General features: G+C 35.8%; 11 protein-coding genes. 3 read left to right on the top strand and 8 right to left on the bottom strand.

Translation table 11 applies throughout. The annotated features are described in order from the left end of the window. Window positions 1–81 precede the first annotated feature (81 nt). The gene (locus KPC_RS12440; protein ID WP_121974680.1) at window positions 82–693 is read right to left on the bottom strand and encodes a DUF2238 domain-containing protein; all 612 of its coding nucleotides are present in this window, start codon (window positions 691–693) and stop codon (window positions 82–84) included. Window positions 694–765: 72 nt separating this feature from the next. Next, window positions 766–1752, bottom strand: coding sequence for a potassium channel family protein (locus tag KPC_RS12435; protein WP_121974679.1), 987 nt, complete (start codon window positions 1750–1752; stop codon window positions 766–768). Window positions 1753–1980: 228 nt separating this feature from the next. Here KPC_RS12435 and KPC_RS12430 point away from each other — a divergent pair, with 228 nt between their 5' ends. Then, the gene (locus KPC_RS12430; protein WP_121974678.1) at window positions 1981–3339 is read left to right on the top strand and encodes an amino acid permease; all 1359 of its coding nucleotides are present in this window, start codon (window positions 1981–1983) and stop codon (window positions 3337–3339) included. Between the two features lie 226 nt (window positions 3340–3565). After that, the gene (locus tag KPC_RS12425) at window positions 3566–4051 is read left to right on the top strand and encodes an Lrp/AsnC family transcriptional regulator (protein ID WP_121974677.1); all 486 of its coding nucleotides are present in this window, start codon (window positions 3566–3568) and stop codon (window positions 4049–4051) included. A gap of 26 nt (window positions 4052–4077) precedes the next feature. Here KPC_RS12425 and KPC_RS12420 read toward each other — a convergent pair whose 3' ends face one another. After that, on the bottom strand, window positions 4078–4485 hold the full coding sequence (locus KPC_RS12420) for a hypothetical protein (RefSeq protein WP_121974676.1): 408 nt from the start codon (window positions 4483–4485) through the stop codon (window positions 4078–4080). A 241-nt stretch (window positions 4486–4726) separates the two neighbouring features. On the opposite strand from KPC_RS12420, the gene KPC_RS12415 reads away from it, so the two are divergent. Then, window positions 4727–5893: an aldose epimerase family protein gene (locus KPC_RS12415; RefSeq protein WP_121974675.1), complete on the top strand. Its 1167-nt coding sequence runs from the start codon at window positions 4727–4729 to the stop codon at window positions 5891–5893. 492 nt (window positions 5894–6385) lie between these two features. Here KPC_RS12415 and KPC_RS12410 read toward each other — a convergent pair whose 3' ends face one another. The 5 genes from KPC_RS12410 to KPC_RS12390 form a co-directional block, all read right to left on the bottom strand. Beyond that, window positions 6386–6619 carry a hypothetical protein gene (locus tag KPC_RS12410; RefSeq protein WP_121974674.1) on the bottom strand — a complete coding sequence of 78 codons (234 nt, stop codon included), beginning with the start codon at window positions 6617–6619 and terminating at the stop codon, window positions 6386–6388. Between the two features lie 402 nt (window positions 6620–7021). Continuing rightward, window positions 7022–7768 (bottom strand): SDR family NAD(P)-dependent oxidoreductase, encoded by a 747-nt coding sequence (locus tag KPC_RS12405; protein ID WP_228212255.1) that lies wholly within the window; start codon window positions 7766–7768, stop codon window positions 7022–7024. 242 nt (window positions 7769–8010) lie between these two features. After that, the gene (locus tag KPC_RS12400; RefSeq protein WP_121974672.1) at window positions 8011–10650 is read right to left on the bottom strand and encodes a bifunctional aconitate hydratase 2/2-methylisocitrate dehydratase; all 2640 of its coding nucleotides are present in this window, start codon (window positions 10648–10650) and stop codon (window positions 8011–8013) included. 297 nt (window positions 10651–10947) lie between these two features. Continuing rightward, complete coding sequence (locus KPC_RS12395) at window positions 10948–11217, bottom strand: hypothetical protein (protein WP_121974671.1); 270 nt, start codon at window positions 11215–11217, stop codon at window positions 10948–10950. 134 nt (window positions 11218–11351) lie between these two features. Beyond that, window positions 11352–11717, bottom strand: coding sequence for a hypothetical protein (locus KPC_RS12390; protein ID WP_121974670.1), 366 nt, complete (start codon window positions 11715–11717; stop codon window positions 11352–11354). Window positions 11718–12061 lie beyond the last annotated feature (344 nt).

The following is a 12061-nucleotide window of genomic DNA, read 5'->3' as shown; positions in this document are numbered from 1 at the left end:
TATGTATAGAGCCTCATAAAAACATTTGCCACCGCATATAATTACATTTAATTTTCAATGAATTAAATTCAAGAAAAATCATTATTGGATTATTTTTTGTATTTGTTGATCATGCCATTTACTCAAGATAAATAATGCGGTTATAGCACCTATCAGTGCGAAAAACATATCAGACTGAGTATCCCAAACATCACCTTGTGTTCCCAAAAACTCTTCAGCGTCTTGTCCTAAACAGATTGCTGCCGCCCATTCAATCAGTTCATAACTAGCACTAATTGCCAATACAATACAAATCACAATAAATGCCAGCATCTTCCCTTTAGCTAAAATATGTTTACGAATCAATATCTCTCGAGCGACAATAGCAGGAACAAAACCCTGCATAAAATGCCCAATTTTGTCATAGGGATTTCGACTTAAATCAAACCAGTCAGCAATATAAAAACCTAATGGAACTCTTGCGTAACTATATGCTCCACCCAACATCAATACAATGGCATGTATAAAAATCAATGTATAAAGCAACGGCGTTAAAGGAAACTTTTTATAACTTATACATAGTAAAGGAATTGCAATAATGACAGGCATAACTTCCAGCACCCATGTCATTCTGTCAAATGGATAAATTCCTGAAATCAATAAAATCAGCAATAAAACGATCATTGCTATAATCAGAAAATATTCTTTTTTCATCTTAATCTACAATTAAATCAATGGGTAAACCTCTCCCAACAAGGTTAGCTTACCACGATATAACTTAAAATATTATTCAGGAAGCTTCTTACCACAATGTGGACAAAAACAATATTCTTCTCGTTCTTTTTTTAACTCAGCCTCTCTTTTATCCCGGATAAGTTGCAATAGAATATCATGAGTTTGATCAGGCGTTAGCCCTACCTGTTTTCGTAGATCTTCTATTTTGTCTTTATCTGAAATGAGATCAATTTCACTATCATTTAACAGTAACTCACGAAATTTCAGCTCTAATTTCTGTTTGCGTTGCTCCAACTCATTTGCAAGCCCGGTTGCCAGAATACCGGCTGGTAATGCTGCCAGACCTACACCTAATATGGTTATCAATGCACCTAAGAAACGTCCTAGTGGTGTGATTGGCGTGACATCACCATATCCAACAGTAGTCAAAGTCACAACTGCCCACCACATTGATGCTGGAATAGAACTAAATACTTGTGGTTGTGCTTTATTTTCAACAACATATACCCCAGCTGCTGCCATGATAATCATGATAATCAAGATAAAAATAACAGCCTGAAATGATCCTTTTTCACGTTCTATTACACGTAAAAGTATTTGTAATGATACAAAATAGCGTGTCAGTTTCAGCAATCTTAATAATCGTAAAATTCTAAGGAAACGCAAATCAATATGGACAAAGAAATTCAGATAAGCTGGCAATATTGCCAATAGATCGATAATGGCTGCCCCACTGGTGATCCATTCCAATCTCTGTTTCCATGCAGGCTTAAAGCAATCCTTTTCTACAATACTCCAGAATCTAAGCAGGTATTCACACGTAAAGATAATAATGGATAAATTTTCAAAGAAATCAAAATAAACCTGATATGCTTTATAGATATCATTGACCGATTCAAGCAATACCGCAATAACATTACCAACGATGAGAAAAATCAGGACATAGTTTATTAAACGACTAAACCATGTCTCGTAATCATCATTATGTAAATTGTTATAGACAAATTTTCTTAAGGCATACCACGCACTAAATCTCATATAACATACTTATTCTTGTTTCACATCGCTATGTTAATACGTGAATATTCAAAAGAACACAGTAAAATCATCTTTAGATTATGAATTTATAGAAATGTGTTTTATAACTTTGTAAAAAACAGCATATATAAATTAAATTTTATTATTTAATAAAAAAATATTATATTTAACGCATTTTCAGCACTGCTGTTATTTGTCTCCCGCATTCCAACGTATACGGATTTATTGATGTCTTCCGCAAAGCAAAGTCAGCTCAAGCATGGTTTAAGCAATCGCCATATCCAGCTCATCGCCCTTGGTGGTTCTATCGGAACAGGACTCTTTCTGGGTATATCACAAACCATTAAACTTGCTGGTCCATCGGTTATTTTAGGATATGCCATTGCTGGTCTAATCGCTTTTTTCATGATGAGACAATTAGGTGAAATGGTCGTAGAAGAACCAGTGAGTGGATCTTTTAGCTATTTTGCCTATAAATACTGGAGTCCATTTGCAGGATTTATGTCTGGCTGGAACTATTGGGTATTAAATATTCTCGTTTGCATGGCTGAGTTGAGTGCTATCGGTTTATATGTACAATATTGGTGGCCAGAAATACCGACCTGGGTTTCGGCACTTGGATTTTTTATTCTAATCAATGTAATCAACTTACTGCACGTCAAAGTATTTGGTGAAACTGAATTTCTATTTTCGATCATAAAAATATGTGCAATTATTGGTATGATCGCATTTGGTGCATATTTACTGGCGAGTGGACATGCTGGTCACCAGTCTCATGTCAGTAACCTTTGGGCACTCGGTGGGTTTTTCCCAAATGGTATTACTGGGCTAGTTATGGCTATGGCGATTATCATGTTTTCTTTCGGTGGAATAGAACTGGTAGGTCTAACAGCAGCAGAAGCGAAAGACCCGACCAAAACCATTCCTAAAGCGGTCAATCAGATTGTTTACCGAGTTTTACTATTTTATGTATTGACTATTTTTATCTTGTTATCACTCTATCCATGGAATCAAATTGCTGAAGGTGGCAGTCCTTTTGTTTTGATTTTTGATTCACTCGGTAGTCAATATGTGGCAACAATTCTTAATTTTGTAGTACTCACCGCTGCAATATCGGTTTATAACGGCACAAGTTATGGCACAAGCCGGATGCTTCTAGGTTTATCTGAACAAGGTAATGCTCCCCGGTATTTAAGTAAAATTAATAAACGTGGTATCCCATATGCAGCAATTTTAACCTCAGCCTGTATTACGCTTATCTGCGTAATTTTGAACTATATGTTCCCTGAAAAAGCATTTAAGCTTTTGATGAGTTTAGTAGTATCTGCAATCGTAATTAACTGGATGATGCTTTCCTTGACACATCTCAAGTTCAAAAAACACATGAATTATCAAAAGATAAAGACTGTATTTCCAGCATTTGCTTATCCTTTTAGCAACTATATCTGTGTCTTATTCATGTTCACTATTTTAATGATTATGTGGCTAACTGCTGATATGCGTATTGCAGTAATCCTTATCCCATTCTGGTTAACACTATTAGCACTGGCATATTGGATAAAATCAAGAAAAGGATCCGCTACATAGTTTTAGTTAAATATTCCAGCTACAAATAGCACCTTTAAAGCACCCTTCTCTAAAGGTGCTATTTGTATAGTCAAAAACAGTCTCCCAAATGTTTTCGACTTGATATATCTATTTTATGGGAGATGGCAGCTAAATTTTTCCCGAATTCTCTACTCATTTTCGAGTTATTTAGGAATTTTTTTCAATATATTAAAAATATTCAGAATTTTTTTCTCAGGATATCAGTATGAATGAAAGTATATATTCACTGGATAAAATTGATCGTAAAATTTTATCGGCTTTAAGACAAGATGCACGTTTGACAATCGCCCAGCTATCAGACATCGTTGGTTTATCTACCTCACCATGCTGGACCAGAGTAAAACGTCTGGAATCCTTAAACATTATTGAAGGATATACGGCAAATATTAATGCAAAAGCCATCGGCATTAATGAACTTTTTTTTATCGAAATTACTTTGGAACGTCATGATGACGAAATTCTGGAAGAATTTAGTGATGCACTTGCCCAAATGCCAGAAGTCGTCGAGGCACACTTGGTAACAGGTGATTATGATTATCTGGTTAAAGTTGCAGTTAAAAATGCCGAACATTATGAGCGTTTTTTGCGTAAACATTTATATTCAATGAAAGGTATACGGCATACTCGTTCTATCTTTGCCTTACGTCCACTGAAACTTGAAAACAAGGCAGATTTGATGATGATTGAATAGTATCTTGATCAAAATTATATAGTTAACTAAATATATTTTACGCTAGTTGATTCGTCTATTAACCAGATTGCATTTTTTTCTTCGATACCTAAAAATTTAGCAATACGTTTTTTAGAAGATTTTTTTAATAATTTTTCATCCAGATGTATTACAACTTTCCCCTCAGTTGTACTGAATAATGCTCTTCCTTTCGGTATAACATTGTGATTGATCAATCTTAAATCTGGATATCGATTAGATAAAACATCCCAATATTCATTATGGATATATGGACTTTCGACCATGCCCAAAGCATCTTGATCATTTAGATTAAAAGGATGAACATAGCCTGTAACGGTTTTATCGTGATACCAAAAAATGCCGATTTTCATTAATGTAAGTTCTGCATTAAAAACAAAAAACTGTTGTTTTATAGCAAATTTTTCAAATTTCACTTTATCTTTCTATGTTTATTATTCAGTCTTTTTAAACAATTTCATAAGAAATCAATATCTATAATAGTGAATTTTTCTTTTAGATACACTAAAGTTTAGATTCATAGGATAATATTGAATCATCAAGCATAAATTTCCCTACCAGTCGATTTTCACAAAATGGTACTTTTGCTAAGCTATTCAAAGAATTAAAATCAGTTTAGATTTACTTCATAAAAAAACCCAATCAAAAGGATGAATCATGTCAAAATTGATTAAATATATAGTTCCTTTGGCAACATTAATTGTAGGTACCCAAGCAATCTATGCCGCTACAGTTTCATCTGAACCTTATGGTAAGACACCTGATGGCAAAGAAGTTACGCAATATACATTTAATAATAAAAATGGAGTAACAGTTAAAGTCATCACCATTGCAGGTGTAATTCGTGAAATTAACCTACCTGACAAAAATGGAAAGATCGCTAATATTGTTTTAGGTTTGCCAGATGCTGAAGCCTATGCCACAAAAAATGATCCACATTTTGGTGCAATTATTGGTCGTTATGCCAACCGTATTGCTAATGGTCGCTTCACTTTAAATGGTAAAACTTATCAACTTCCTTTAAATGACGGTCAACATACTTTACATGGCGGCCCATCAACATTTGCTCAAGATGTCTGGTCTGCAAAGATTATTCCGCAAAAAGATCCAAAAACAGCTTCTGTTGAAATGAGCTATCTATCACCAGATGGTCAGAATGGTTTTCCAGGCAATGTGACAACAACTGTTACCTATAGTCTCAATGATGATAATGAACTTACTTTACATTATTCTGCTCAAACTGATCAGGATACAGTTGTTAATTTGACCAACCATAGCTATTTTAATCTGGCTGGTGAAAATAGTGGAAGTGTAGAAAATCAGCAGGTTCAAATCTTTGCCTTCAATTACACACCAACTGATAAACATTCTATTCCTACTGGACAGATTGTTCCTGTGGTCGGGACACCATTAGATTTTCGTCAGATGAAAGCAATCGGTAAAGACTTGCGGAATAATTTTGAACAATTAAATTATGCCCGAGGTTACGATCACAACTGGGTATTGGACAACTATTCTCCAAATGCAACACAACCTAGACTTGCTGCACGTGCCTATGATCCTGAGTCTGGCCGTACACTCGAGCTTTCGACTACACAACCTGGATTACAGTTTTATACTTCAAATAGCCTCGATGGTAGTGTCATTGGTAGTTCTGGAAAAGCTTATCGCCAAACAGATGGTTTTGCCTTTGAAGCTGAACATTTCCCAAACTCTCCAAATATCCCAAGCTTCCCATCTACTGTTTTGAAAAAAGGTGACACGTTTAATGCAACGACAGTTTATAAATTTGGAGTACAGAAAAACTCATTGGAGATGAAATAATGCCAAACAAATTTTATTTATCCAAAACTTTATGCTTTAATAGTCACAGTTTGAGATGAGCCTCATACAGTGTATGCCTCAGATGCATATACGACTAGCCCCTAACCACGGGGCTTTTTATTTAATAAAATCGATAAATTGAAATTAATCAATGTAATTTTGGCATAACACCTAAACTAGAAAAACCCTAATTTCTGTTTTAATTTGAGTCTGATATCTATTAGATTATCGAATCTAATTTTTTTTAAATTTGGGAGCCTCATTAATAAAGGTACCATTAATTTGATTCAGTCCAGTCCACTCCTCACCTAATTTTTCTTTATCAATTCGCTTTGAGTCAGCTCATTCTGCTAGCCAAATATAAGTAAATTATTAGCTAATTCTGAGTATTTAATGACAATTTCTTGGTAGCTGTTGACATACGACTGTTTGCAAGCTTGAGTTGCTCTGACAAGCTGTTAGCAACACCCTTTCTTTTCATATGATGCCACATTATTCTCCACATAAAAGTTCTTGCTCATAATTAATAGCTTGCTTTTTTTGCCAACCTTCTAATTTAATTTCCGTTAATGCCCTATTATCCATCTCTTGCAACATATAAGGAGGATTCAAATTCTTTTTATAAATTATGAGATAATATTTTAAAATCCACTTATCTTTTAGGTACTTAACAATATCAATTTTATCTACACATCTTTTTTTGTGATCTTTTATTGGAATGATCAATTGTTGTGCTTAACAAATTGTCCTTTCACTATTAATAGCCTTACATGTTAACCAATTAGTCCAGTAATTTTTATCTTGTATGGTGTAATCAATATTATCNGATATTAAGACTAAGGAATGCTCACTAGAATTGGAGTAGTTAAAAGAATTAAAACAAAGTTTTCCATTCATATAACAGCCAATACCTAAATCAGCTTTCCAATCAGTGTCACAGGCACTTAAAATAAAAGGTAAAAATAAGCTCAAATATCATGCTTTCATAAACTATCTCCTTGGTAAAATTGGACAACCCATGCAGAATTCTTGATTAAAAAAGTTATACAGATTCTCTTTCATAATAAAATAAAGGCTACTGTGTAGCCTTTATTTATAAACTTTTTGAATCATTTAAAATAAATCAAACTATTGAGCTGTATATCCACCATCGACCAAAACTGCTGTACCGTTGACAAAAGAAGCTTCATCACTTGCCAGAAACAAGACTACATTTGCTACTTCTTCAGGCTTACCCAAACGACCAATAGGATGCAGTTTCGCCAAATTATCTTTTTGCCTTTCATCAGCTGCACTTAATAATGGTGTATCAATATAACCAGGACAAACAGCATTTACACGGATTCCTTTTGCGGCATAATCAATAGCCAAAGTCTGGGTTAATAGTTTCACGCCTGCTTTTGCTGCAGCATAAGCAGTTACCCCTTTTTTGCCAACCCAACTATGAATCGAACCACAATTCACAATGACCCCTTTCTTGTTATTTTCTAGCCAATATTCAATTGCACATTTATCAATTAAATATACCGAGGTTAGATTAATATCTATAGTTTTTTGCCAGCGTTCCAAAGGAAGTTGATCAATCGGTGCGTCATTGGCAATGCCTGCATTGGCAAAGATAATATCTAGGCCTGAAAACATATTCACAGTAAACTTGATTAACTCTTCATTTTCTTGTTCTTGTCGTACATCAATTTTAAAAAATGCAGTAATAAAACCCTGCTCATTTAAATCATCACTTATTGCTTGCCCATGATCATTCAAATCAGCAATAACAACCTTTGCACCTTTTTTACAAAAGCCAATAACTGTTGCCAAGCCTATACCACTTGCTCCACCAGTTACAATTACAACTTTATTGTTAAAATTCATCATCTTTCTCTTATCCTATTTAATATCTCCTTCTCATCATAGCCCAATTTCAAAAAACCATAAAATAAATATGGGATTAATTCACAAGCAATATCTTTCTATATATTTTTTATATCAAATATGGATCTTTTTTAAGCTATTCACATTAGGACAAATAGCTACAATCGCAGCAAATATTTACATAAAAAATAAGGGGCTAATTGATTAGCCCCTTATTTATCTCTGTAAATTTAATACTTAAAGCATTAAGTCAACTGAGCCGCAGCAATTTTCTTGGTATCTACTTTATCAGCAGCTTTTGTATAGTCAGCCATTTGATCAAAGTTCAAATACTTATAAATGTCAGCAGACATGCTGTCGATTTGTGCAGCATATTGTTGATATTCTTCAGGAGTTGGTAATTTACCTAAAACTGCTGCAACAGATGCAAGCTCAGCAGAAGCCAAGTAAACATTTGCGCCTTGACCTAGACGGTTAGGGAAATTACGAGTAGAAGTTGAAACAACAGTTGTATTTGGTGCAACACGTGCTTGGTTACCCATACATAATGAACAACCTGGCATTTCAGTACGTGCACCAGCTTTACCATAGATGTTAAAGAAACCTTCTTCCATCAACTGGCTTTCGTCCATACGCGTTGGTGGAGCCAACCATAAACGTGTAGACAATGAACCACCAGGAACTTTATCTAGAAGTTTACCAGCAGCACGGAAGTGACCAATGTTTGTCATACAAGAACCAATGAATACTTCATCAATTTTTGCACCCGCAACTTCTGATAAAAGTTTTGCATCATCTGGATCATTTGGACAGCAAAGAACAGGTTCTTTGATTTCGCTAAGATCAATTTCATACACTTTAGTGTATTCAGCATCAGCATCAGCTTTGATCAGGCTTGGATTAGCCAACCATTTTTCCATGTTCTCAATACGGCGAGCCATTGTACGCGCATCGCCATAACCTTGAGAAATCATCCACTTCAACATAACGATGTTAGAACGTAAGTACTCTGCAACTTTTTCTTCTGAAAGCGTGATAGAACAGCCAGCAGCAGAACGTTCAGCAGAAGCATCAGAAAGTTCAAATGCTTGCTCAACAGTTAACTGAGTTTCCATTTCTGTTAAGTCGATTTCCAAGATACGACCAGAGAAAATGTTTTTCTTACCTTTTTTCTCTACAGTCAAGTCACCTTCCTGGATCGCACGGTAAGGAATTGCATGAACAAGGTCACGTAAAGTGATACCAGGCTGCATTTTACCTTTAAATTTCACGAGCACAGATTCAGGCATATCAAGTGGCATAACACCAGTTGCTGCAGCAAATGCTACAAGACCAGAACCCGCTGGGAAAGAGATACCGATTGGGAAACGAGTATGTGAGTCACCACCAGTACCAACAGTATCTGGAAGAAGCATACGGTTTAACCAAGAATGGATAATACCATCACCTGGACGAAGTGATACACCACCACGGTTCATGATGAAGTCAGGAAGTGTATGTTGCATTTGTACATCAACTGGTTTTGGATATGCAGCTGTGTGACAGAATGATTGCATTACCAAGTCAGCAGAGAAGCCCAAGCAAGCTAAGTCTTTTAACTCATCACGAGTCATAGGACCAGTTGTATCTTGAGAACCAACTGTTGTCATCTTAGGTTCGCAGTATGTACCTGGACGAACACCTTGACCTTCTGGAAGACCGCATGCGCGACCAACCATTTTTTGAGCTTGAGTAAAGCCACGACCAGTATCAGCAGGTTGAACTGGAGTACGGAACAATGTAGATGGAGCAAGACCTAAAGCTTCACGAGCTTTGGCAGTCAAACCACGACCAATGATCAAGTTAATACGACCACCAGCACGAACTTCATCTAGAAGAACAGGAGTTTTTAGTTCAGCTTCTGAAATTTGTTGACCGTTTTTAAAAGCAGTAACTTTCGCAGCAGCATGATCAATTTTAAGAGTAACTTCGTCACCCATGTTCATGTCAGCAACATCAATTTCTACAGGTAATGCACCAGCATCTTCCATAGTATTGAAGAAAATTGGAGCGATCTTAGAACCTAAGCACACACCACCATCTTTTTTGTTTGGAATGTGAGGGATGTCTTGACCAAAGAACCAAAGAACAGAGTTGGTTGCTGATTTACGAGATGAACCAGTACCCACAACGTCACCAACATAAGCAACTTGATTTCCTTTCGCGATCAAGTCTTTGATTTGGCTTAATGGACCAACTTCACCTGGTTTTTCAGGATTGATACCATCACGTTCGTTTTTAAGCATTGCATTTGCATGCAATGGGATATCTGGACGGCTCCAGGCATCTTGTGCAGGAGACAAGTCATCCGTATTTGTTTCGCCAGTTACTTTAAATACAGTGATTTTAATTTCTTCTGGAACATCTGGACGGCTTGTGAACCATTCAGCATCAGCCCATGATTGTAATACAGCTTTTGCATTTGCATTACCAGCTTTTGCTTTGTCAGCAACATCATGGAACGCATCAAATACAAGTAGTGTTTTTTTCAATGCTTCTGCTGCAAGTTCTGCAAGCTCAGCATCTTCTAACAACTCAACCAATGGTGCTACGTTGTAACCACCAAGCATAGTACCTAATAAGTAAACCGCACGTTCTTTAGAAACTAGTGGAGATGTCGCTTCACCTTTAGCTACTGCGGCCAAGAAAGCAGCTTTTACATAAGCAGCCTGGTCAACACCTGCAGGAACACGGTTTTCAAGCAAATCAACTAGAAATGCTTCTTCACCAGCCGGTGGATTTTTTAATAATTCAACCAACTCAGCAGTTTGAGCATCGTCAAGTGGCTTCGGTGGGACTCCGAGTGCGGCACGTTCTTCAACGTGTTGGCGGTAAGCTTCTAGCACGGTGTTATTCCTCTTTTGTAAAAAATTACGCGCGAATTCCAGCTTGTCAAAAGCTTCACGGGTAATATGGACAGACAAATTTTACTAAAAATCAAGCCAAAAGTTAATGCAACTATCGTGTTTATTCGTGATGCCCATTATTTTATAAATAAATGTGAATAGCTCACGTTGACCACTTTTTGAACCTTAAACCGTTTTTAAACCACTTCATTTTGCGTTTGCATTACTTTCAGCATTTTTAGCCATAAAAAAAGGCAACTTATATTGCCTTTCTTAATCACAAAGAAACATTCAACCTTAGTGGACAGTAGTCGTTAAAAGATAATCATCCAGCTGACTCCGGTCACCAACAAATTTCATTTGAATCTCGTCATCGTGCATCATTGCATGCTCAGCCGAAGCAAATGAAATTTGAACCTGATAAAGCTTGGCACTTTGATCAATAACTTCACGTATATGAACCTTATCGCCAATACTTAACACATAATGACTACCACAAATGACTGCTACACCTTTTTCATCTTCTAGGAGCAAGTCGGAATTATGTAAATATGCAACCACTTCCATATCGCTCTCCTACACTATTTTTATTTTGATGTTTCATTATTCCTTTTTTAAATAAGCTTTTCTAGTAAATAAATTATATTTTTTGTTTCAAAAAATATTGAATTAACAGCAAATTAGGAAAACAAAACCGTTCATTAGAACGGTTTATAATCTGGCATTTTATTTGGATCATGTGGTGTATTGATACACTCTTGAGTTGCTGACTCTTTAATTTGAGTCATAATGGCATCTTTGTCCGACTTGAGCTGCTCATCAGTTAAAGCATAAACTTTATCAATTTGAGATAAAAGGAAAGTTTTGGTCGTTAAATCAGTGACCTTATTTGCATAATCCAATGCCTCTTTCTTAGTAATCCCATTTTGACGATCCAATGTAATCGTACGTGCAGCATTACCAATACTTGTACAATAACCTTTCCACTTTTCTTCAGGTGTAGCAGCTTTTTTTTCTGCGCACCCCAATAATGCAACTAGCGTAGCCAAAACAAGTAACTTTTTCATCAAAACTCTCCTTTGACTGTCTATGATACTGAATTTGGTTTTGAAAAAAAGCTTTCAGGCACGAATTTATTGATCAAACTAAATATAAATTACAGTAATTTTACTATATTATGATATTGAAGCTTATCAATATCTTACAAACAAAAGAAAACCGCCCCCATAAGAAGCGGTACGCTGTAAAAGAGTGTGACACTTATCGTTATAATTGCTTGAAAGTTAGCTATGTCAAGATTTCTCCTAGCATAGCTAACCTAATTGTTACCCTGCATACGAGCCGTATGCAAGCTAAGCATACCAAATAATACATAATAACTATTATCATTTTACGAATTACACACTGTTAT

It is taken from the genome of Acinetobacter stercoris, assembly GCF_900323515.1.
GTDB classification, from domain to species: Bacteria; Pseudomonadota; Gammaproteobacteria; order Pseudomonadales; family Moraxellaceae; genus Acinetobacter; species Acinetobacter stercoris.
This window is presented reverse-complemented; position numbering and strand designations above follow the sequence as displayed.

Coding starts and splice junctions, on each gene's coding strand:
- KPC_RS12440 (WP_121974680.1), bottom strand. CDS start 693: ATGAAAAAAGAATATTTTCTGATTATAGCAATGATCGTTTTATTGCTG.
- KPC_RS12435 (WP_121974679.1), bottom strand. CDS start 1,752: ATGAGATTTAGTGCGTGGTATGCCTTAAGAAAATTTGTCTATAACAAT.
- KPC_RS12430 (WP_121974678.1), top strand. CDS start 1,981: ATGTCTTCCGCAAAGCAAAGTCAGCTCAAGCATGGTTTAAGCAATCGC.
- KPC_RS12425 (WP_121974677.1), top strand. CDS start 3,566: ATGAATGAAAGTATATATTCACTGGATAAAATTGATCGTAAAATTTTA.
- KPC_RS12415 (WP_121974675.1), top strand. CDS start 4,727: ATGTCAAAATTGATTAAATATATAGTTCCTTTGGCAACATTAATTGTA.
- KPC_RS12405 (WP_228212255.1), bottom strand. CDS start 7,768: ATGATGAATTTTAACAATAAAGTTGTAATTGTAACTGGTGGAGCAAGT.
- KPC_RS12395 (WP_121974671.1), bottom strand. CDS start 11,217: ATGGAAGTGGTTGCATATTTACATAATTCCGACTTGCTCCTAGAAGAT.
- KPC_RS12390 (WP_121974670.1), bottom strand. CDS start 11,717: ATGAAAAAGTTACTTGTTTTGGCTACGCTAGTTGCATTATTGGGGTGC.